A 22455-nucleotide genomic window follows, 5' to 3' on the forward strand; every position below is an offset into this window, starting at 1 on the left:
ACTTCACATTGCGAGCCCCGCCCCGTGATTACTTATGCGCGAATTTTCCAGGGTGAGAATCGCGGCTCCGATGGCGGAATACTGGTCCTTGTGTCAGGAAACATGGCAGAGCCTCTCCCGGCGGGTGCGGGCGGCCACACGACGCGACGATGCGGACGATCATCTCCAGGCCGCCCTGCTGAATTATATCGAGCGGCCCGAAGGCAGCATCCAGCATCCCGAGGCGTATATCGTGCGCAGCGCCGTCAACCTGGCGCATAACGAGCGCCGGCGGGAGCAGGGGGCACCGGCGGAATCGGTGGACTGGACCGTCCTGGACAGCCAGGCCGGCGACGTCGCGCCGTTGCAGGACCAGATCGTCGAGGCGCGGGAGCGCATGGCCCGCTTCCAGGAAGGGTGCGCGCGGCTGCCCGGGCGGATGCGGCAGGTTTTCGTGTTGAATCGCGTGGAGAAGATGCCTTACAGGCGGATTGCGGCCGCGCTGGGCATTTCCGAAAGCACGGTCGAGAAGGAAATGGCCAAGGCCTTGGTTTTTCTGCAATCATGGATGGAGCATTGAAAGACGGCTCTGAAGCCGGGCGCATTCGGGACGATGCTGCGCTCTGGATTGCCCGTCTCCATGCGGATGATTGCACCGATGAGGATCGCGCGCGTTTCCTGCACTGGCTTCATGCCGATGCAGCCCATGCGCGGGCGTTCGAAATTCTGACCGATCTATGGGAGATGGGGGGCGGCATCAGCTTGCCCGTTCCGCCGGCGGTGGTGGCGCGGCGCCTGCCCATGCCCGCCCTGTCGCGGCGCTACGCGATGGCGGTCGCCGTGTGCGGCGTGGCGGGACTGGTCGTGCCCCTGGCGCCCGCAGCGAACGCGCGGCGCATCCTGCGGACGCGGGTGGGCGAGACGCGCGATTTCGCGCTCGATGGCGGGGCGGTGTGCCGGCTGGATACCGACAGCCGCGTCACGCTGTTTCCCGAAAGGCGACAGGGGATTCTGGACGGGGGGCAGGTTTTCATGGACTGGCGGGCCGCCTACCCGTTCGCCTTCCGCGCCGGGCCGCTGGTGTTGCGGTTCTTTTCCCGCGCCGAAGTCGATATGCGTGAAGAGGCGGCATTGACCGGCGTGACCGCCGTCAGCGGCAGGGTCATGGTGCAGGCGCCACAGCATGGACGGGCGATGTGGCTGGGGCAGGGCGAGCGCCTGCGGATTCTTGCAGGCGGACGGCTGGAGCATGATCGGCCGGATCTGGACGAGCTTCTGGCCTGGCGGCGGGGTAACCTGGTGTTCCGCGACGGACGGCTTGCCGACATCGTGGCCGAAATCAACCGCTATACGACGCGCAAGATCGTCCTCTCCACGCCGCGTCTGGCCGGCATGCGGTTGAGCGGCGTCTATAATTTCGGGAAGGAACGGGATTTTCTCGAAATCCTGTCACGCCTGCTGCCGCTGGGCGTCGTTGTCGATCCATCCGGCTACCGGCTGATTCCGGTATGAGCGGCCCGGCGTGGGGTTCCGTGAAGATTTTATGAAGATCCTTTCGCGGTATTGAAAGTTTTCGGCATCAGGGCTGTCTGTGCTGCGGGGCCGCGCTGGTGGCCGGGCGACGAGGGGCATACCGGAACCATGGCAGACGGCGTCATCCGCGCGCGCCTCCTTCTTCTTTTCGCCACTGTGTCCGCCCTGCCGGCGGCCGGGCCCGACGCGATTGCCGCGCCGTCGGGCACCGTTCATGTGGAGATGGCACGTCAGCCCCTGGCCCGGGCATTGATGGAACTCGGCCGCGCCGCCGGGCAGAATGTCCTGTTCGCGCCCGATGTGGTCGGCCAGCGTCAGGCGCCCGCCGTGAAAGGGGATTACACGCTAAAGGACGCGGCACGCCGGCTGCTGGCCGGTAGCGGCCTGACCCTGCGCGCGACGCCGGCCGGCGGCCTGATGATCGGCAGGGGCGATGCCGCGCGCGCGGCGTCGGTGCCCGCGCGCCGTGCCAGGGTGGTGCGGGAAGATATCGTGGCGACCGGGCAGCGGATGACGCGGTCGGTGATGAGTGTCGGCGGCGAACAGATCCAGGACCTGATGCCGGGACAGAACCCCATGCAGGCCCTGAGCATCCTGCCCGGCGTGATCTTCACCGATGTCGATCCGTGGGGAAACAACGAGCAGAATGCGAGCATGTACGTCCATGGGTTTTCCACCACCCAGTTGGGCTATACGCTCGATGGCGTGCCCCTGGGTGCCGGGGCCTATGGCAATTATAATGGCCTGTCATCCCAGCGCGCGGCGATCAGCGAGGATATCGCCAGCGTGTCGCTGTCGTCCGGCACGGGCGCGCTCGGCACCGCGTCTACCAGCAATCTGGGCGGGACCATCGCCTTTAAGACATCCGCCCCCGCCATGCGGGCCGGGGCGATCCTCAAGCAGACATTCGGCAGTTTTGCCACCTTCCGCACCTTCGCGCGGGTGGATACCGGCCGCTTTGGCGATGGCAACGCCGCCTATTTCGCCTTCGCGCGGCAGGATGCGCGGCCGTGGAACCTGGGGCCGGCCAACCGGCAGGGCGGATACCAGGTCAACGGAAAATTCGTCCATGAGGGCGAGAAGACCAGGGTGGCGGCCTATTTCGACTGGCAGGACAAGGTGGAGCCGAATACGCAGGGCCTCAGCATCAACACGAACGACTGGCTGGACAATCCGGCCAAAGCCTATACGCGCGGGGCGTTCTATCCCGATCTCGGCGCCGCGATGGCCAATTATCCCGCCCGGTCGTCAACGCAGGCCAGCCCTTCGGCGCCGAACAACCAATATTACTTCTCGGCCGCGCAGCGTACGGACTATCTGACCTATCTGAATATTTCACATCAATTTTCGGATCAGGTCAGGTGGGACAATACCCTCTACTACCATCACGACCGGGGTGCGGGCCTTGTCGCCACGTCTATCCGCAGTGCGGCCATCCTGACCATCCTGGGGGCCTATCTGGACCCGACGGCTTCGCAATATATCAGGAATGGCCAGTTTACCTACGCGAATAACGGCATCGACCCGGTGGTCTGGAACAGGACCGGTGGTACCGGTTTTGCCGTACGTACGACCGAGTACAACGACAATCGCGGTGGCATCACCAGCACCGTCCATTACCGGGCGGGCCGGCATGATGTCGAGGCGGGCATCTGGTACGAGCGCAACGACAATGCGCAGGGGCGCTTCTGGTATCCGCTCAGTGCGACCGATACGCTTTCGCCTTATGACATGCCGAAGAATCCGCTGATTACGCAGTTCGTCAACGTCTTCCATACCGACACGTTCGTCTATCACATGCAGGACACGTATCACGTCCTGCCGCATCTGCGGCTCATGGCCGGCATGAAGCTGGAGCATGTGAATACGAACGGCACGCTGCCGGTTGCCTCGCTGCCGCAGGCGCAGTCTTCCGCGACCGAGGGGGCCGTGACGCTGAATGCGCGGACGAATACCGTGGCCGGCGGCACGCTGTCCTCGTTCAGGCCGTTCCTGCCGGCGGTCGGCGCGGTGTGGGATTTTACCCGATATGAAGAAATGTTCTTCAATATCCAGAAGAACATGAATTCCTATGCCGAGGACGGATATGGCGGTGCCTCGCCGTGGGGCGTGAGTTCCCAGCAGGATTTCGAGGCGTTCCGTAAGAACGGTCATCCGGAGACCTCGTGGACTTACGAAGTGGGTATCCGTACGGCACGGCCGCTCGATGCCGGCATCCTGCGGGCGATTTCTGGGCAGATCGCGTATTATCACGTCGATTTCGCAAACCGGATCGGCAGGATCACCCCGCCGGATGCCGGGATCTCGGGGGTGGGCAGCACGGTTGCCAATCTGGGCAGCGTCACCACCGACGGGGTGGATGCGGCGTGGAGCGTGCGTCTTGGCGAGCATGTCTCGCTCTATGACGCGGTTTCGTATATCCGCAGCGTCTACGACAAGGATTTCACGAGTGGTACGACCCTGTACCGGATCAGGGGGGATAATGTCGCGGGAATTCCCCAATGGTCGGACAAGTTCGTGCTGCGCTACGGGTATGGCGGGTTCCAGGCCGAGCTGAACGGCGAGTGGATGGACATCCGGCACGGGACCTATACCAACCAGCTCTACGCGCCCGCCCGGTTCACCATGGGGTTCAATACGAAATACACATTCCACGACATCCCGCGCGTCAGCGCGCTGACGCTTCAGTTCAATATCTACAACCTGACCGATGCCCGCACCTGGTCCAGCCTCTCGCCGGGTGATTCGACCAGCTATACGGCCTATCCCATGACGCCCCGGACTTTCTACGGCACGGTGTCGGTGGCGTTCTGACGGGTCCGGACCCGCTCGGATACGGGCGCCCGGGCGGAGTTCCTGTCCCGTATCGTGCAGGCCAGGGCGGCGGCGACGAAGGCCCATCCGCAGGACAGGGCCCAGGCGGTCAGGGCGAACAGCAGGTTGCCGTCATCGCGGATCAGCACCCACAAGGCCGTGCCCAGCAGGCCGAAGCCGGCGATCCGTGCCAGGCGACGCGGGGCAGGGAGGACAGGGCGGCGCAGCAGTGCGCGGCTGCCCCGTTCATTGCCGGCCGCCACCAGCAGCGCCCCGGCCAGTTCGCACAGGATCGGGATCATGGGCATGTCAGTTCGCCCGGCGGCAGGCGGCGCAGGCGAAGCCCGCTGCCAGCAGGATGGCAACGGCGGCCGTGCCCTGGTCCACGCCGTTCAGCCAGGGGGCACTGAAGGCGGCGACGCCCCCCAGCATCAGCATGGCCAGTCCGGACAGCACGCGCCAACTCCGGGCGGACGGGAGGGCGAGGGCCAGGGCCAGCATCAGGCCCCAGACGATGAAGACGGCCTGGACTTCGTGCCCGGCACGGTCGGGCATGGTGGCGGGCAGCAGGCGGTTGGCCAGGAAATAGCCCGCGAAGGCGATGGGCGTGCCGGCGATCATGCCCGCATTCAGCCGTTCGACCGCTTCGGTGGGCTTGCCCTGCCTGCGGCGGCGCAGCGTGCGCAGCCGCAGGCCGCTGGCGATCACGGCCGCCAGCAGCAGGCCGCAGGTGAAATAGAGCCACCGCGTGGGCAACGGCGCGAAGCGGGCGACATGCAACCCATAAAGGGCGGCGGAAGCGGAGATCAGGGGCCTGTGTTCTGTATAATCCGCCAGGAGGCGCCCGGTCGTGCCGTCGAAGCGCAGCACATGGGTATTGAAGGCGACATGCGCGCCGTTGCCGCCGAAGGCGATGATGGTCGCGGCGGTATCGGCGGGATTGTAGACGTAGATCTGGGCGATCCCGTCCGGGCCGAAGTGGCGGGCCGCATCTCGCAGGATCGGCTCGATCGGGGCCAGCGTGCCGGGGGTGCCGGTTGCCGGCGGTTCCGTCAGTGCGGGGGAGAGTTCGTTTTCGAACTGTGCCGGCGCGCCGGGATAGGCGGAGAGGATGCCCCAGGGCAGCAGCAGGGTGGCCAGCGTGACCGCGCCGGAAAACGCGATGATCAGGTGGAACGGCAGCACGGTCACGCCCAGCAGATTATGGGCATCCAGCCAGCTTCTCTGCCCCTTGCGGGGGCGGAACGTGAAGAAATCGGTGAAAAATCGCCGGTGGGCGACGATGCCGGTGACCAGGGCCAGCACCAGTGCCAGGGCGGCGATGGCGGCGATCAGCCGGCCGAACGGATAGGGAATCTGGAGTTCGAAGTGAAAGCGGTAGAAGAATTCGCCGCCCAGTGTATCGCGGATCGTATCCGGAGCGCCTGATGCCGGGTCAAGCGCACGCTGGACGAACTGTCCGTCCTGCTGCTGCCACACCGCCCAGGTAAAGGGCGCGCGTGGTCCCGCTGCCGTCAGGTACCAGGCAGGCGAATGGGGTGCATGGGTGCGCAGCCAGTCGACGGCGGCAACGCTGGCCCGTATCGGATCGGCGGTGCGCCCGGCCAGTTCGGGGTGCATCCAGACGGTGATTTCGGGGCGGAAGACGCTGAGCGTGCCGGACAGCACGATCGCCAGCAGCACCCAGCCGGTGAGGATGCCCGTCCAGTCGTGCAGCCACGTCATCGCGGCGCGGAAATTGGGCTTCATGGACGCCATCCGCCCAGCAGCGCCAGGGCGGCCAGCAACGCGGCAATGCCCGTGATCGCCGCGCAGACATGCAGGAGCGTACGCAGTGCGAAGCCCGTCATGACCATGGCGGGCCAGAGCAGGAGCCCCGCCAGAAGGCCGGCCGTCACGTTTTCGGCGCGCGACCAGGGCAGGCAGGTGGAGAGTGCGATCCCGGCCAGGGCCGCGACGGCGTAGCCGCCGACGATGGCCACCGCCACGCGCAGGATCATGCCCATGCGCATGGCGGCCTGGCGGGAATTACCAGGTGTAGCCAATAGTGGCCTGGGCATTGCGGCGTTCGCCGTAGTAGCAGAATTCCTGCCCATAGGACGCATAGGCCAGACAGTTGGCGACAAACTTCTTGTCGAAGAGGTTGCGGACGCTGGCCGAGAGGGTCCAGCCGTGAAGAGCGGGGGAGGCATTCGACAGATCATAGCGGAGCGACCCGTCGAAGACGGCATATTGCGGCACCCAGACGCTGCCGTAATCGGCCTCGCCGCCATAGGATTTGGCGGTGTAGCGCAGGCCGCCGCCGAAGCCCAGGCCTTTTACGGGGCCCGACGGCATCGTGTAGAAGGCGAACAGCGAGGCATTGCCCTTGCCCGACTGGATCAGCGGCTTGCCGGTCGAATCGTCATGGACCTTCTGGACGCTGACCGCCGCGTCGATCATCAGGTTCCTGAAGGCTTCCGCGTGGGCTTCGAACTCGAAACCGTCGGAATGCACCAGGCCGCTTGCGATATTGTAGACGGTGTTGCTGACGGGAACGAGGACGTTGGTCTGCTCGATATGGAAGCCGGCGGCGGTCAGCAGGACCGTGGTCCCCGGAATCTGGTATTTCAGGCCGCCTTCAAGCTGCTTGCCCATCGAGGGATTGGCCTGGCGGAACGTCTGCCCGCCATCGGGGGAAACGAGGCCCGATTGCGGCTGGAAAGATGTCGAATAGCTGATGTAGGGCGCCAGGCCGAAATTGAAATGATACAGGCCCGAGGCGCGCCAGGTGATCTGGCTCGGGCTCTGGTTGGAGGTCGACTGGGAGAGATATTCGGTCTGGTGCGACCGGTACCAGTCGTTGCGCAGGCTGCCGGTCAGCACCAGGCCGCGCCAGTGGACCTCGTCCTGCGCATAGACGCCGACCTGATGCGAATTGGTCCGATAATTCACGTAGGGCGTCATCGCGGGGATGGCCATGTGGTAATCGGGGTGGAACACGTCCATGTCGGGCGCGCTGCCGTAGGCGCCCTGCTCCGTTGCGCTCTGCTGCATGTAGTCGAAGCCGACCATCAGCATATGTTGCAGGGGGCCGGTGCGCACATGGCCCTTGAACTGGCTGTCGAAGGCGAGGTTGTGCGTGTGTTCGTTGGTGCCGAAGGCGGAGCGGGCCAGCGTGCCGTCGGGATTGTAGTAGCCGCTGTCATACACGCTGCGATATTCGGTCATGATATCGTCGTACCGCCCGCGCGACGTGAAGCTCCAGTCCTCGTTGAAGCGGTGGTTGAAGATATAGGTGACCGAACCGTGCCGGCGGTTGAACTTCTCGAACGGCACGTCGCCGTCATAGAAGTTCCGCGGCAGGTAGCCGAAGGGCGCGGGCTTGAGCGAACCGACCAGCGGCACGCCGCCATAGGTGCCGCTTTCGGGATCGTACTGATAATTGCCCAGCAGCGTCAGCGTCGTCGGCCCGTCGCCGCCGAAGGTGAAGGAGGGGCTGATGGAAAAGCGCCGGCTGCCCGTCTTGCTGAGCTGGGTGTGCTGGCCGTTGGCGGTGCCGTAGATCCGGTAGCGGACGAGGCCGTCATTGGTCGCGTAGCCGCCGACATCGGCATCCACGCGATACAGGTCGAAGCTGCCGCCCGTCGCGGCCACGCTGCCGTAGGAGCGCAGGTCGGTCGGCAGTTTGCTCGATAGCGCCGCCAGGCCGCCGGGGCTGGACTGGCCGTAGAGCGAGGATGCCGGGCCCTTGAGGATTTCGAGCCGGTCGAGGCGCGAGGTGTCGGTCTGGGCGATGGCGTATCCGGTGGGGCTGTCCTGTAGTTTCAGCCCGTCGAGGAAGGTCGGGATCATGAAGCCGCGCAGCAGGAACTGGTCGTAGCGCGAGCCCACGCCCCCGCCGCGCAGGTCCGGCGTGATGCCCGCCGCGTAGCGCACCGCCTGGTTCAGGTTCAGCACGCCGCGTACGTCCATTTCGCTGCGCGTGACGACGGTGACGGATTGCGCGGTGTCGATCAGCGGGGTGTCGCTCTTGGTGGCCGAGGCGGCCACGGTCGCGGCACGGTGCGCGCGGACGACGATATGTTCGGCCTCCGTGGCGCTGGTTTTCGTGCCGGTTGCTTTCGTTCCAGTGGCCTGCGTTTTCCCGTCCTGCACCTGTTTGGCCGGCACGGGCTGGCTGCTCTCTGCCGCCAGGGCCGGTGTCGTTGCTAGTAGCAACCCGACGGCAAGGGAAAAGGATCTGGGGCGACGTGTTTCGGCAGTCAATTGCGCTCTCCGCTTCAGGGGGCGCACTATCATGCATATGATAATTAATCTCAACTACATTTAATGAAACAAAACTTGTATGCGTGTGCCTTCTGGCAGGTTTGTGGAGCGGTCATGTCTGAGAGCCTGACCTAAAACGCGCGCTGGATCGCCGCCAGCGCGCATTTTAGGTCAGTCTCTGAGGTGCGATTCAGGTCAGACCGTGAATTGCTCGGCCAGGATCCGTTCGGACAGGCTCTGGTCCGCGTCGAACAGAAGCGTGGCGTGGAGCGTGCGATCTTCCTCGATTTCGACCCGCACCACGTCGCGGACTTCCGTGAAGTCGGCGACGGCCGCGACGGGGCGTTTCTCGCTTTCCAGGATCGTCAGCGTGACCCGCGCGGTGGAGGGCAGCAGCGCGCCGCGCCAGCGCCGGGGACGGAAGGCGCTGATCGGGGTCAGGGGCAGGAGATTGGCCGAGAGCGGGACGATCGGTCCGTGGGCGGACAGGTTATAGGCGGTGGACCCCGCCGGGGTTGCGACCAGCACGCCGTCGCAGATCAGTTCGGGCATCCGGACCCGGCCATCGACCGCGATCTCGATCTTCGCGGCCTGTCGCGTCTGGCGGAACAGGAACACGTCGTTCAGGGCCAGGGCCCTGGTCTCCACCCCGGCCCGGTCGACCGAGCACATGCGTAGCGGGTGCAGCGTGGCGGCCTGGGTGCGGGCCAGGTGCGCCGGCAGGTCGTCGGGCAGGGACGGGTTCATCAGGAAGCCGACCGATCCGCAATTGATCCCGTACACCGGCGTCGGCTCGCCCAGCATGCTGTGCAGGGTCTCCAGCATGAAGCCGTCGCCGCCCAGGCAGATGACGGCGTCGGCGTCGGGCGGGGCGTACTGGCCGTAGCGGGCGACCAGCTCCTCGCGCGTCCGGCGGGCCTGCTCGTTGGGCGCCGAGATGAAGCTCAGGCGGCGCGGCGCGGCACCGTGGGGCCAGACGGGGGGATGGACTTCGGTCATCGTGCGGTCATGGCCGGGTACGGCGCCATCACGTATTCAGGCGACGATGGGCGAGTACGGGCATGCCGGCGCGGACACGCTCGACCTGGTCGAGGTTCAGGGCTGCCGTGGCCCAGCCGGTGCCGTTCGAGGCCTGGGCGACGATCGTGCCCCATGGGTCGATGATCATGGAATGGCCGTAAGTGCGGCGCGCATGGCCGCCCGCGTCGATATGAGTGCCGGTGGTGCCGCAGGCCACGACCCAGCACTGGGTCTCGATCGCGCGGGCGCGCAGCAGCGTGGCCCAGTGAGCCTCGCCGGTCTCGGCGGTGAAGGCCGCCGGCAGCACGATCACGTTCGCGCCGCGCCGGCGCAGGGCCAGGAACAGTTCGGCGAAGCGCAGATCGTAGCAGATGGCCAGCCCGGCGGTGAAGGCGCCGACCGGGACGGTCACGACCTCGCTGCCCGGCGCATAGGTATCGCTCTCGCGGTAGCCTTCGCCGCCGGGGGTGGTGATGTCGAACAGGTGGATCTTGCTGTAGCGCGCCCGCTCCACCCCGTCCGGGCCGAAGACCAGGCTGGTGTTCAGCAGCCGGTCGCCATGGCGCTGGCCGATCGACCCGCCATGCAGCGTGATGCCGTGCGTGCGCGCGGTTTCGGACAGGAAGCGGTAGAGGGGCCCGGCGCCCGCCGTGGCGCCGGGGGCGGGGAGTTCCTCGGCATTGGCGAACTTGACCTCCGCCGTGCCGCCCAGGCAGCTCCAGATTTCCGGCAGCACCACCAGGTCGGGCCGGTCGGCGGCGACGGCGGCCGCGATCAGCGCGCCTGCCTGGGCGATATTGTCCGGCAGGGACGCGCCGGGGGCCATCTGGACGACTGTGGTGCGCACCTGACACTCCGTGCGAAGGCGGATGCGGCCGGCCGGCCGATCCATGGTCCGATCCACGAGGGGGGATCGTCAGCGGCTCTTTATAAGATGCGGGCCGATCCGCCCGCAACTGCCGCCCGCTTTCGGGGGGCTGGTTTTCGTTACAGTCTCTTCGACGTGGGCGGAATCCGGTTTATAAGAAGTTGTTATCCGGAGTGATCATGGCCTCCTCGTCGTCCCGTTTCGTCATCTATGCGGCTCTTGGGGGTAACCTGCTGGTCGCTGTCGTCAAATTCGTCGCCGCCTTCATGACCGGCAGCGCCGCGATGCTGAGCGAGGCGATCCATTCGCTGATCGATACCGGCAACCAGATGCTGCTGCTGGTGGGCCTGCGCCGTGCCGCGCGGCCGGCCACCACCCTGCATCCGTTCGGCTACGGGCTGGAGCTGTATTTCTGGACCTTCGTCGTGGCGCTGCTGATCTTCGGCCTCGGGGCCGGTGTCTCGGTGATCGAGGGGGTCAGCCGCATCCGCCATCCCCAGCCGGTGGATCATGTCGTCGTCAATTATGTGGTGCTGGCGCTGGCCATCCTGTTCGAGGGGTCGGTGTGGCTGACGGCGCTGCGGGCGTTCCGCCGCAACGGCAAGGGCCGGCGCGGCTGGCTGGAGGCCGTGCGCCATAGCAAGGACCCGACCGTCTTCACCGTGCTGTTCGAGGATACGGCGGCATTGTGCGGTCTGGCGGTAGCGCTGCTGGGCAATATCCTGGCGGAAACGCTGGACCTGCCGATGCTCGACGGCGTGGCCTCGATCCTGATCGGCGTGATCCTGACCGTGACCGCCGCCTTCCTCGCGCGGGAGACCCAGTCCCTGCTGACCGGCGAGGGCATGGCGGCGGAATCCCTGGCCAAGGTTCGGGGGCTGGCCCTGCGCGAACCCGGCGTGCTGGGCTTGAACGAAATGCGCTCGATGCATTTCGGCCCGTCGGACGTTCTGGTGGCGCTGAGCCTGGATTTCGATAACGGCCAGAGTGCCGGGCAGGTGGAGCAGACGGTCTCGCGGATCGAGGAACAGATCCGCAAGGCGGTGCCCGAGGTGACGCATGTGTTTATCGAGGCGCAGGATGCCTCGGCGCGGATGGCGAAGGGGCGGCAGTGAAGACTGTTCTTTTTTGAAAAAAAGAACCAAAAAACTCTGATTCGGTCAGGAGCCTTGTGCTGGGGACACGCGATGCTCCTGAACGGATAAAAGTCTTTTTGCTTCTTTTTCTTCAGAAAAAGAAAGTCCTTACTCGCCGCTTACGAACGACGCCGCCGGATATCCCTGCGCGAACAGCAGCGCCCGCAGGCTGGCATGGTCCACCCGGTTGCCGATAGCCGCGCGGACGATCGGCTTGGCGTGGAAGGCGATGCCCAGGCCGGCCTCTTTCAGCATGGCTAGGTCGTTCGCGCCATCGCCGACCGCCATGGTGGCGGCGGGTTTCAGGCGTCCGTCCTCGGCGAGGCGGCGGAGGTGGGCCAGCTTGACGTCGGGGCCGAGGATCGGTTCGCCGACCGTGCCGGTCAGGGTGCCGCCGCTGATCTGCAGGCTGTTGGCGTGATGTTCGGCAAAGCCGCACAGCGCCGCGACGCGGCCGGTGAAGAAGGTGAAGCCGCCGGAGACCAGCGCGGTGCGGGCATTATGCTTGCGCATCGTCGCCACCAGTTCGCGGGCGCCCTCGTTCAGCCGCACATCTTTCCATGCCTTTTCCAGCAGGGTGGCGGGCAGGCCGGCCAGCAGGGAAACGCGCTCGCGCAGGGCAGCGGCGAAATCGATCTCGCCGTTCATCGAGCGGCGGGTGATCTCGGCGATGCGCTCGCCGATGCCGGCGTGGGCGGCGAGGTCGTCCAGCGTTTCGTTGGTGACGATGGTGCTGTCCATGTCCGCGACCAGAAGCCCTTTGCGTCGCCCGCGCGAACGGGTCAGAAGGACGTCGATCTGGCGCGGGCCGAAGACGGCGCGCATCGTATCCAGCGTCGGCATGCCCGGATGGGGGGCCGGGCTGGGGATGTCCACGGCCTCGCCGGGCGAGAGGATGACGGGGACGCCGCCCTTCACCATGTCCCGCGCGGCGCGGGCATCGGCGTCGGTCAGGGTCGTGGCGTCGCGGCGGGCGACGAGCGTGATGGTATGGGACAGCGACATGACGAACAGGCGTGTGACAGGGAAGGCGGCATGACGCAAGCGGTGGATCTGTCGCAGCGGCCGGTGGTGGTGATCGCGGGGCCGACCTGCTCGGGCAAATCGGCGCTGGCGCTGGCGGTGGCGCTGGCGTTGGATGGCGTGATCATCAACGCGGATTCGATGCAGGTCTATCGTGACCTGCGGGTGCTGACGGCCCGGCCGACGCCGGAAGAAGAAGCGGCCGTGCCGCACCGTCTGTATGGTGTGCTGCCCGCGCATGAGACCGGCAGTGTCGCCTGGTGGCGTGCCTGTGCGATGGAAGAAATCGAGGCGGCGTGGACTGCGGGGAGGCTGCCGGTGCTGTGCGGGGGCACCGGCATGTATATGCGCGCGCTGACCGATGGGCTGACCGACATCCCCGATCCCGGCGCCGAGGCCCGGGCCGAGGCGCGCCGGCTGGTGGAGGAAGAGGGGTCGGCGGCGCTGCATGCGCGGCTGGCGGCGGTCGATCCTGAAAGTGCGGCCACCCTGCGCCCTTCCGACAGCCAGCGCGTGGCCCGCGCGTGGGAGGTCTGGTCGGGCACCGGGCACGGCATGGCCCATTGGCGCCGTACCGCGACGCTGCCGCCGCTGGCCTGCCACCGGGTGGCGGTGCGGCTGGAGCCGCCGCGCGATGCGCTGCGTGCCGCCATCGCGCGGCGCTTCGAGGCGATGCTGGAGGCGGGGGCGCTGGAGGAAGTGCGGGCGCTGCTGGCGCAGGACCTGTCGCCCGCCCTGCCGGCGATGCGGGCGCATGGCGTGCCGGAACTGGCCGCCCATCTGTGCGGGGAACTGACATTGGAGGAGGCCGCGAACCGCGCGGTGCTGGCGACCGGGCGTTATACACGGCGGCAGACGACCTGGTTCGCGCATCATAACATTGCGAATGTGGCGGATACGCGGGTGATCGACACACGGATCGGCACCGATGCGCAACAAATGGAAAGGAATTACGGCGACGTCATTTCTTTTATTCTAAACCGGATTGACGCCGGTCGTCAGTTTCCCTAAACCCAGCCGACATTCCGTCCGGAGGGGCCTGTGGTCCCGCGTCAAACACGCCGGATGGAGGAGCAGGGACATGAACGCGACACCCAACCTGAACGATCTGAAGCCGAATACTCATGCCCACGGAGCGGATGTCGTCCTCTCCGGTGCCGAGGTCCTGCTTCGCGTTCTCGTCGATCAGGGGGTCGATGTCATTTTCGGCTATCCTGGTGGCGCGGTGCTGCCGATCTATGACGCGCTGTTCAGGCAGAACGCGGTGCGCCACGTGCTGGTGCGGCACGAGCAGGCGGCGGTGCACGCGGCCGAGGCCTATGCGCGTTCGACCGGCAAGGTCGGCGTGGTGCTGGTCACCAGCGGCCCCGGTGCCACCAATGCCGTGACCGGCCTGGTGGATGCGTTGATGGATTCCATCCCGGTGGTGTGCTTCACTGGGCAGGTGGGCGTGCCGCTGATCGGCACCGATGCGTTCCAGGAGGCCGACACCACGGGTATTACCCGTCAGGCCACCAAGCATAATTACCTGGTGAAGAACCCGGCCGATCTGGCCCGCGTGGCGCACGAGGCCTTCCATATCGCCCGCAGCGGCCGCCCCGGCCCGGTGGTGGTGGACCTGCCGAAGAACATCTCGGTGGGGCCGGCGCCCTATGCCCCGGCATCGCGCGCGCCGCATCCGTCCTACCGCCCGCGCACCGAGCCGGAGCGCGAGGCGGTGGTGCGTGCCGTCGCGGCGATGAAGCGCGCGCGGCGCCCGCTGTTCTATACCGGTGGCGGCGTCATCAATGCGGGGCCGCAGGCCAGCGAGGCGCTGGGCCGGCTGGTGCGCAAGACGGGCTTCCCCTGCACCTCGACCCTGATGGGGCTGGGTTGCTATCCGACCACCGACAGGCAATTCCTGGGCATGCTGGGCATGCATGGCACCTACGAGGCCAATCTGGCCACCCATGGCTGTGACGTGCTGGTCGCGCTGGGCGCGCGTTTCGACGACCGGGTGACCGGACGGCTGGATGCGTTCTCGCCGGGGTCGTTCAAGATCCATGCCGATATCGAGCCGTCGCAGATCAACAAGATCGTGCAGGTCGACGTGCCGATCGTCGGCGATGCCGGCCGGGTGATCGAGATGATGCTGGAGGAATGGGATCGCCAGGACGGCGCGTCCGATCCAGCGGCGCTGGCTCAGTGGTGGCAGCAGATCGAGGCGTGGCGCGGCATCCGCAGCCTGCATTTCGACCAGGATATGACGCCTTCGGCGATCATCCGGCCGCAGCATGCCGTGCGCCGGCTGTATGAGCTGGCGATGGAAACCGGGCGGGATACGTTCGTCTCGACCGAGGTGGGCCAGCACCAGATGTGGGCGGCGCAGCATTTCCAGTTCGACCGGCCGAACCGCTGGCTGACCTCGGGCGGGCTGGGCACCATGGGCTACGGCCTGCCGGCGGCGGTGGGCGCGCAGATCGCGCATCCCGACGCGCTGGTGGTCGACATCGCGGGCGAGGCCTCGACCCTGATGAACATTCAGGAACTGGGCACCATCGCCCAGTACCGCCTGCCGGTGAAGATTTTTATCCTGAACAACCAGTATATGGGCATGGTCCGCCAGTGGCAGGAACTGCTGCATGGCTCGCGCTATTCCGAAAGCTACAGCGCGGCGCTGCCGGACTTCATCCGCCTGGCCGAGAGCTTCCATGCCAAGGGCATGCGCGCGACCTGCGTGGGCGAACTGGACGACGTGATCCGCGCCATGCTGGCCGAGCCCGGCGCGGTGGTGGCCGATATCTGCGTGGCGCAGGACGAGAACTGCTACCCGATGATCCCGTCCGGCGCGGCCCATAACCAGATGCTTCTGGGCCCGGAGCAGGAAGGCGAGGTCAAGGTCAGCGCCGAGGGCCGCATGCTGGTCTGATCCGACGCTCCTTCGCCCCCGGCCCGTGCGGCCGCTTCCTTTTATATATACCGGCATCGGGGTTCGCCCCGTGCCGGGTTCTGTTCGGGAATTCTCATTATGACCATGCAGGACGAGACGATTGTCTCCGCGGTCATCTCCATTCTGGTGGAAAACGAAAGCGGCGTGCTGGCGCGCGTGATCGGACTGTTTTCCGGGCGCGGCTACAATATCGAAAGCCTGACCGTGGCGCCGGTCGAGCAGTCGCGCCACCAGTCGCGCATCAATATCGTGACCTCGGGCACGCCGCAGGTGATCGAGCAGATCAAGGCCCAGGTGGGGCGGCTGGTGCCGGTCTATCGCGTGGCCAACCTGACGCAGGTGGGCCCGCATGTCGCGCGTGAAATGGCGCTGGTGAAGGTCGTCTCGACCGGCGAGGCCCGGACCGAGGCCCTGCGCATTGCCGAGGCCTTTCGCGCGCGCGCGGTGGATACCACCGCCACATCCTTCGTCTTCGAGCTGACCGGTGCGACCGACAAGCTCGATTCGTTCATCGACCTGATGCGTCCGCTCGGCCTGGCCGAAGTCTCCCGCACGGGCGTGGCCGCGATCATCCGGGGCCCCCGGACGATCTGACCGCAGGTCATGCATTCTTTCTTTCGTCTCAACAGGAGGTCTTATCATGCGCGTGTATTATGATCGCGACGCCGACGTGAACCTGATCAAGTCCAAGAAGGTCGCGATCATCGGCTATGGCAGCCAGGGCCACGCCCATGCCAACAACCTGAAGGACAGCGGCGTCACCGAGATGGTGATCGGCCTGCGTCCGGGCTCGACCGCCGTGGCCAAGGCCGAGGGCGCGGGCTTCAAGGTCATGGACCCCTCCGCCGCCGCCGCCTGGGCCGACGTGGTGATGGTGCTGACGCCGGACGAGGGCCAGGGTGCGCTGTACAAGGAGCATCTGGAAGCCAACCTGAAGCAGGGCGCGGCGCTGGCGTTCGCGCATGGCCTGTCGATCCATTTCCGCATCATCGAGGCCCGTCCGGACCTCGACGTGTTCCTGATCGCGCCCAAGGGCCCCGGCCACACGGTGCGTTCGGAATATCAGCGTGGCGGCGGTGTGCCCTCGCTGGTTGCCGTGGCGCAGAACGCGTCGGGCAATGCGCTGGAAATCGCGCTGTCCTATGCCTCGGCCAATGGCGGCGGCCGCGCTGGCATCATCGAGACGACCTTCAAGGAAGAGGTCGAGACCGACCTGTTCGGCGAGCAGGCCGTGCTGTGCGGTGGCCTGGTCGAGCTGATCCGCGCCGGGTTCGAGACGCTGGTCGAGGCCGGCTATGCGCCCGAGATGGCGTATTTCGAGTGCCTGCACGAGACAAAGCTGATCGTCGACCTGATCTATGAAGGCGGCATCGCGAACATGAACTACTCGATCTCGAACACGGCGGAATACGGCGAATACGTCACCGGCCCGCGCATCGTGACGTCCGAGACCAAGGCCGAGATGAAGCGCGTCCTGACCGATATCCAGGACGGCACGTTCGTGCGCAACTTCATCCTGGAAAACCAGTCCGGCAATGTCGGCTTCAAGGCCATCCGCGCCCGCAACAACGCCCACCAGATCGAGAAGGTCGGTGAGAAGCTGCGCGCGATGATGCCGTGGATCGGCAAGAACGCACTGGTCGACAAGACCCGCAACTGATCAGGATACAGGCCGGGCGGGCGATTGCGCCCGCCCGGCTGACCTGACCGCTATCGCCTTCTTTTCCGGTTCAGCCAGGGCGGGGCCATGTCGCCGGCCATGATGCAGCCGACCGGATCGATGTAATCCTCGATCTCCGCCAGCCCGTACCTGTCGATCTGCGCGACGACCGAATCGGCCCGCTTGTAGCTCGACGGCAGTTCGGAAATATCGACCGAACCAGCCTGGAAACGGATATCCAGCCCCGCTGTTTCCGCCTTGAGGATCGCCTCGGGCGTTGCCGTGCCCATGCGGCGGCGATGTTCCGTGCGGGTCATGTTCCGCCCCGCGCCATGGGGGGCGAAGCCGAGCGCATGGCCCGCGTCGTGCCCCCGGGCGACCAGAACGGGCTCCGCCATGTTGAGCGGAATCAGCACCCGGCCGCTCGCATCCGCCGCGTAGCTGTTCCACGCCGGGGTCGCGCCCTTGCCGTGATAGAACAGCCCGTCCCGCTCGAAGACGAAATTATGCTCGTTCCAGAACCGGTCTCCCGGTTCGGCCCGTACCCGTTCGGCGACCGCCTGATGGATCGCGTTGTGATTGGCCTTGGTCCAGCGGCGGATCAACTGCAAGGCTTCCCAATAGGCGCGCCCGTCATCGGTATCGGCCGGGATCCAGGCGTTCTGCACCAGGGTTTCGCGGGATAGCCGGCGGCGATAGCGTTCCGCCACGGCCATGCCTGCCCTGTAGAGCTGTGCGCCCGGACCGCGCGATCCGTGATGGGTTACGATCGCCGTCCGGCCCGTGCGGCGTGAGCGGCCGACGAACAGGAAATGATTGCCGTCGCCCTGGGTGCCCATATGGGCCTGCGCCGTATGCAGCACCTTGTCGGGCGCGAGAAACGGGTTGGCCCGGAAGGCGTCCAGCAGGTTCAGCGATACGGTAAAGCGGTTGCCCTGTTCGCGGCCGCCGGGGCCGAAATGCGTCGTGCCGGATGCGGCGTCGAGGACGGCCTTCGGGTCTGCCATGCCCAGGTCCGTCATCATGACCGAACAGCAGATGTCGGCCGAATGCATGCCGGGATGGATCGCGTTTCTCGCGGCGACGATGCCGCCTACGGGGATCGTCCCCAGCGGCCCCGCCGGGCAGGCATCGGGCATCAGCGCGCCGGCCTCCACCGTCGGTGTGCGCAGGACTTCCCGCATCGTCTCCAGGACGCGGGACACGTTGGCGGATTCGTCGTCGGTTTCCGCCGTGATCGAGACATGCAGTGGCACGCTGTCCGGCGCCTGCAATGCCAGGGGCGGTGGGGGCGGGGGCGCCAGTTCGGGTGCGAGCGCGGCCTGGACCTGTGCCAGATCGGCGCCCGCCGCGCAGGCCGCGTTGGCGCGCGCGAGCAGTTCGGGAAAACGGGGCCCCGGATGGTGGCCCCATGCAATCAGATGGGCCCCATCGATCGCCGCTGTTGTGGTATCGGACATGATGATCCGCTCCTGCCATGATGGCGGCCGGCCTATGCCGTGCCTGTCTGCGTTCGGGACCGGCGACAAGGAGGTGGAGAGACTATGGCGGTTGCCGCGAGGCAGGGGCGCCGGGATCTGTAGTCTCTCCGGCATTCGCCGGTCATGAAGTCGGGTCCGGCGACAAGGGATGGCGGGACGGTTTTTCTGAGCTACCTGCATGGATGCAGGACGGGACTTGAACCCGTGCCCTCCCGTTTCCGGGCGCTCTACCTGTAGTCCCGCCGGCATTCGCCGGGGTCTGTTCCAAGTGGGCCGGCCGGGGCGCGTGGTCCCGGCCGGTCTTTATAGCGGGACGGCCATGATCTGGCCGACCCAGTGGTCAGGCGTCATCCGGCCTTCCGCGAAATCGCCGATCTGGCCGAACACCGCATCGGAAAAACCGCCGATATTCAGGATGTCCGGCCGCGAGAGCGCCTGCGACGAGCCGTAGGGCTGAAGATCGACGCACACCAGGCGGGCGCCCGGGTTGCGATGGCGGATGAACGCCCATTCCTGCATCACCTTCGTCGGCTGGTTTCCTCCCCGCGCGCCGATCCAGGACTGGTTGTCCGAGATCAGCACCACCAGGTCGGGCGCCAGATGCCGTTCGTTCAGCGTCGCCAGCGGCGCCGCGCAGTCAGTTCCGCCGCCGTCGAGCGCCGCGAGGCGTTCGGCATTGGTCAGGATCGTGTCGCGCGGTTCGAGGGCGACATCGCGGACGGTCTCGTCGAACGGCAGGACCAGCGCATCCGGATTGCCGCGCTTGATCGCCGCCGTCATCAGGGCCGCGACATCGACGCAACGCATCGTTGAGGTCGCGCCCCGGCGATAGCCTGTCAGAGGCGAACGCATCGACCCCGAGACATCCGGGCAGAGTGCGATGCTGCCTGTCAGTCGCGGCACCGCGGAGACGGAACGCTCCATGGCGTCATGAAGCGCGTCCCGCACCGCGGGGTCGATCCTGGCGTCCAGCGCCTTCAGGCTGGCCAGAAGCTGGTAGGGCATCGCCCGGCCCGCGCGGATCCGCTCGGGGTCGCGCAGGGTCGCCGTGACATGCGCCATGATCGCCGGATCGTGGAATGTCCCGTTGCGATGCAGCATGTTCAGCCCCTGGCGCAGCGTCTGCCACGATGCGGTTCGCGCGATCTCGCCCCACTGCGCGCCGGTCAGCGGCAGCGTCGCGAGAAGCTGGAACGGCACGGCGGGCACCCGGTCGGACGTTCCGGCCCGGAACGCCAGCAGGTCGCGCACTACCTCCGGCAACGCCGAAACCATTGCGGGCCGCCCGATCAGCCAGGCATAGAACGCCTCCCGTGCTGGGGTTTCGGGGCGCGGATGGACCATGCGGATCACATCGGCCAGTGACGGGCTCGCCCCCACCGACGCGGCCAGCAACTGACGGTCGGTCGCGGCATTCAGCCAGGCCCGGATGGCCAGCTTCGGCCGTGTGCCGAACGATTTGCGGCCGATCAGGCCCGATCGCATCACCTGCGCGAACCGGCGTAGCATGGACCCGGAGGTGACGATCCTGGGAAAGATCCGTCCGAACAGAGCGGCATCACGGGTGGACAGCAGGGCCAGAAGCACGGCCGGCATATCCTTCATATGGCCGACTTCATGGGCGTGGATCGCCACCTGCGCCAGGAATTCATGATCGACAAGACGGGCCGCCGCGAGCAGGTCCGCGAGTTCGTGCGTGGCGGATTGATAGAAACGGTCGGCGAATGTTCCCGTGCAGGCGATCTGGGCCAGCTTGTGCCGCGCCTCGTATGCGTAGGCTGGCGCACCGGCCGCATCGCGTCCCGTGGCACCGGGCATGGGGGGCCCGGGGAATGTCGTGAAGAGATCCTTGTTGACCATGTTCGGGCCCTCCTTTCGTCTGCGGTCATTCTCGCAGGGGGAAGGCGGCGGGCGAAGAAAATCGCAAATCGCTTTCAACGCCTTGTTCCGGAAAGGATTTATCCGTTTCGGCGAAGAGAGGGGGCTGGTTTTTCTATCCTGTGCTATAGGATATTATCTGGCAGGATAAACTTATGAAGAACGTCGTCATCGGTTTTCTCGGCACCAAGCTGGATCAGGTGCGACGCGGCGCCTGGCAGCCGTCCGTGAAGCTCTGCGCGCATCCGGACTTCCCGATCGACCGGCTGGAACTGCTCTATCCGCTCTACGCGGAGCCCGTCGCCGAGCGGGTGATGCGCGATATCGGGCGGATATCGCCCGATACCGAGGTCCGGCTCGTGCGGATGGAGCTTGCGGATCCGTGGGATTTTCAGGAGGTCTATGGAAAGCTCTATGATTTCGCGGAGACGTACGGCTTCGACGAGGATCGCGAGCGCTATCACGTCCATCTGACCACCGGCACGCATGTCGCGCAGATCTGCTGGTTCCTGCTGACCGAGAGCCGTCATGTTCCGGCCCGCCTAGTGCAGACGGGGCCGCCACGTCCGGACGGGGCGCCGCAGGGAACGCTCGATGTCATCGATCTCGATCTTGCGCGCTACAATGCCCTGCAACGGCGTTTCGAGGCGGCTGCCCGCGAACATTCCTATATGCTGCGCGGCGGAATCGTCACGCGGCATCCGGCGATGGTCCGCCTGGTCGACCGGCTGGAGCGTGTTGCCACGGGATCCGACGAACCGGTCTTCCTTCTGGGCGAAGCGGGCACCGGCAAGAGTACGCTGGCCGGGCGGCTGTACGAGCTCAAGCTCCAGCGGCGGCGCGTGAAGGGGCGGCTGGTTCAGGCGCATTGCGCCGCACTTCGCGGGCCGCATGCCATGGCGGCCCTGTTCGGGCAGCGGCGTAACGTGGTCGGCCTGGCCGGGACCGAGCGTGTGGGTCTGCTTGGCGAGGCGGGCGGCGGTGTTCTGCTGCTTGAGGACATCGACCTGCTGCCGCTGGAGGAACAGGCCCTTCTGCTGCGGGCGATCGAGATGGGGTCCTATTATCCCCTCGGATCGGACAATGAGGTGACGAGCCGTTTTCACCTCATTGCGACCACGTGCCGCACCGAAGCCGAACTGTCCGATCCGTCCGTCCTGCGGCCCGATCTGCTGGCGCGGCTATCGTCGTGGATGGTGCGGATCCCGGCCCTGCGCGAACGTCCGGAGGATATGGAAGAGGAACTGGCCCATGCCCGCGAGGCGGTGGAACGTCGCCTGGGCATCAGGACCGGCTTCAATACCGATGCAGGCGCGCGTTATCTGCGCTTTGCCCGCGATCCGGCGGCGCGCTGGACGGGCAATTACCGCGATCTGGAGGCATCGGTCCTGCGTCTGTGTACGTTGGCCGAGCGTGGCCGGGTCACGCTGCCCATGGTCGAGGAGGAAATCGCGCTTTTGACGGCGCGCTGGGGCCTGAGTGCTGTCGATCCCGACATGACGCTGCTGCGGGCGTTCGTCGAGGACCCGTCCGCCATTGATGCATTCGATCGCGCCCAGCTTGCCGCCGTGATCCGCGTCTGCCGTGAGGCGCGCTCGCTGTCCGACGCCGGCCGGCGGTTGTTCGCGGTGTCGCGACAGGAGAAAGCCAGCAGGAACGACGCGGATCGTCTGCGCAAATATCTTGCACGCTTTGATCTGGACTGGGATGCGGTGCGTGCGGCATCGACCGGGTGAAATGAGGCCGCCGGTATGCCTCGGGAGTGATGGATGGCCAGATGGCGTTGCCGGGCAGGACCGCCTCGGTGTCGGCACATGGCACGGCCCGAGGGGAAGCCGGTTTCGTTTTCCGGTGTCGATCGTCGCGTGGGACTGCGCGAAAGGAGT

Annotated in this window: 18 protein-coding genes; 9 read left to right on the plus strand and 9 right to left on the minus strand. The window is 66.3% G+C overall.

From position 1 onward, the window contains the following. Window positions 1–88 precede the first annotated feature (88 nt). From ACMAUO_RS12160 to ACMAUO_RS12170, 3 genes are all read left to right on the plus strand, one after another. On the plus strand, window positions 89–559 hold the full coding sequence (locus ACMAUO_RS12160) for an RNA polymerase sigma factor (protein WP_420357121.1): 471 nt from the start codon (window positions 89–91) through the stop codon (window positions 557–559). After that, a complete protein-coding gene (locus ACMAUO_RS12165; RefSeq protein ID WP_420357122.1) occupies window positions 556–1491 on the plus strand; it encodes a FecR family protein in 936 nt (311 codons plus the stop codon). The genes ACMAUO_RS12160 and ACMAUO_RS12165 overlap by 4 nt, the downstream gene beginning before the upstream one ends. Before the next feature lie 129 nt (window positions 1492–1620). Then, the gene (locus tag ACMAUO_RS12170) at window positions 1621–4326 is read left to right on the plus strand and encodes a TonB-dependent receptor (protein ID WP_420357123.1); all 2706 of its coding nucleotides are present in this window, start codon (window positions 1621–1623) and stop codon (window positions 4324–4326) included. On the opposite strand, the gene ACMAUO_RS12175 is transcribed toward ACMAUO_RS12170, so the two are convergent. From ACMAUO_RS12175 to ACMAUO_RS12200, 6 genes are all read right to left on the minus strand, one after another. After that, window positions 4299–4634: a hypothetical protein gene (locus tag ACMAUO_RS12175; protein ID WP_420357124.1), complete on the minus strand. Its 336-nt coding sequence runs from the start codon at window positions 4632–4634 to the stop codon at window positions 4299–4301. The genes ACMAUO_RS12170 and ACMAUO_RS12175 overlap by 28 nt on opposite strands. Window position 4635: 1 nt before the next feature. Further along, the gene (locus ACMAUO_RS12180; protein WP_420357125.1) at window positions 4636–6075 is read right to left on the minus strand and encodes a PepSY-associated TM helix domain-containing protein; all 1440 of its coding nucleotides are present in this window, start codon (window positions 6073–6075) and stop codon (window positions 4636–4638) included. Beyond that, complete coding sequence (locus ACMAUO_RS12185) at window positions 6072–6332, minus strand: hypothetical protein (protein ID WP_420357126.1); 261 nt, start codon at window positions 6330–6332, stop codon at window positions 6072–6074. Before ACMAUO_RS12185 ends, ACMAUO_RS12180 begins: the two co-directional genes overlap by 4 nt. A gap of 22 nt (window positions 6333–6354) precedes the next feature. Then, complete coding sequence (locus tag ACMAUO_RS12190) at window positions 6355–8574, minus strand: TonB-dependent siderophore receptor (RefSeq protein WP_420357127.1); 2220 nt, start codon at window positions 8572–8574, stop codon at window positions 6355–6357. Window positions 8575–8769: 195 nt separating this feature from the next. Continuing rightward, entirely contained in the window at window positions 8770–9573 is an 804-nt protein-coding gene (locus tag ACMAUO_RS12195) for an NAD kinase (RefSeq protein ID WP_420357128.1), read from the minus strand. 28 nt (window positions 9574–9601) lie between these two features. Beyond that, complete coding sequence (locus ACMAUO_RS12200; protein ID WP_420357129.1) at window positions 9602–10441, minus strand: carbon-nitrogen hydrolase family protein; 840 nt, start codon at window positions 10439–10441, stop codon at window positions 9602–9604. Between the two features lie 197 nt (window positions 10442–10638). On the opposite strand from ACMAUO_RS12200, the gene ACMAUO_RS12205 reads away from it, so the two are divergent. Beyond that, window positions 10639–11577: a cation diffusion facilitator family transporter gene (locus ACMAUO_RS12205; RefSeq protein WP_420357288.1), complete on the plus strand. Its 939-nt coding sequence runs from the start codon at window positions 10639–10641 to the stop codon at window positions 11575–11577. A gap of 129 nt (window positions 11578–11706) precedes the next feature. Here the strand turns inward: ACMAUO_RS12205 and serB are convergent, their stop codons facing one another. After that, the gene (gene serB / locus ACMAUO_RS12210) at window positions 11707–12603 is read right to left on the minus strand and encodes a phosphoserine phosphatase SerB (RefSeq protein WP_420357289.1); all 897 of its coding nucleotides are present in this window, start codon (window positions 12601–12603) and stop codon (window positions 11707–11709) included. A 30-nt stretch (window positions 12604–12633) separates the two neighbouring features. Here serB and miaA point away from each other — a divergent pair, with 30 nt between their 5' ends. From miaA to ilvC, 4 genes are all read left to right on the plus strand, one after another. After that, entirely contained in the window at window positions 12634–13632 is a 999-nt protein-coding gene (gene miaA / locus ACMAUO_RS12215; protein WP_420357130.1) for a tRNA (adenosine(37)-N6)-dimethylallyltransferase MiaA, read from the plus strand. Window positions 13633–13702: 70 nt separating this feature from the next. Beyond that, the gene (gene ilvB / locus ACMAUO_RS12220) at window positions 13703–15529 is read left to right on the plus strand and encodes a biosynthetic-type acetolactate synthase large subunit (protein WP_420357131.1); all 1827 of its coding nucleotides are present in this window, start codon (window positions 13703–13705) and stop codon (window positions 15527–15529) included. A 105-nt stretch (window positions 15530–15634) separates the two neighbouring features. Further along, a complete protein-coding gene (gene ilvN / locus ACMAUO_RS12225) occupies window positions 15635–16144 on the plus strand; it encodes an acetolactate synthase small subunit (RefSeq protein WP_420357290.1) in 510 nt (169 codons plus the stop codon). A 46-nt stretch (window positions 16145–16190) separates the two neighbouring features. Further along, window positions 16191–17210, plus strand: a complete 1020-nt coding sequence (gene ilvC / locus ACMAUO_RS12230) for a ketol-acid reductoisomerase (protein WP_420357132.1) — start codon at window positions 16191–16193, stop codon at window positions 17208–17210. 50 nt (window positions 17211–17260) lie between these two features. On the opposite strand, the gene ACMAUO_RS12235 is transcribed toward ilvC, so the two are convergent. Continuing rightward, window positions 17261–18670, minus strand: coding sequence for an RtcB family protein (locus ACMAUO_RS12235; protein ID WP_420357133.1), 1410 nt, complete (start codon window positions 18668–18670; stop codon window positions 17261–17263). A gap of 324 nt (window positions 18671–18994) precedes the next feature. After that, the gene (locus ACMAUO_RS12240; protein ID WP_420357134.1) at window positions 18995–20551 is read right to left on the minus strand and encodes a vWA domain-containing protein; all 1557 of its coding nucleotides are present in this window, start codon (window positions 20549–20551) and stop codon (window positions 18995–18997) included. Between the two features lie 173 nt (window positions 20552–20724). Here ACMAUO_RS12240 and ACMAUO_RS12245 point away from each other — a divergent pair, with 173 nt between their 5' ends. Then, window positions 20725–22305, plus strand: a complete 1581-nt coding sequence (locus ACMAUO_RS12245; RefSeq protein ID WP_420357135.1) for an RNA repair transcriptional activator RtcR family protein — start codon at window positions 20725–20727, stop codon at window positions 22303–22305. Window positions 22306–22455: the final 150 nt, after the last annotated feature.

The organism is Gluconacetobacter brunescens, assembly GCF_048695475.1.
In the GTDB taxonomy this organism is placed as follows: domain Bacteria; phylum Pseudomonadota; class Alphaproteobacteria; order Acetobacterales; family Acetobacteraceae; genus Gluconacetobacter.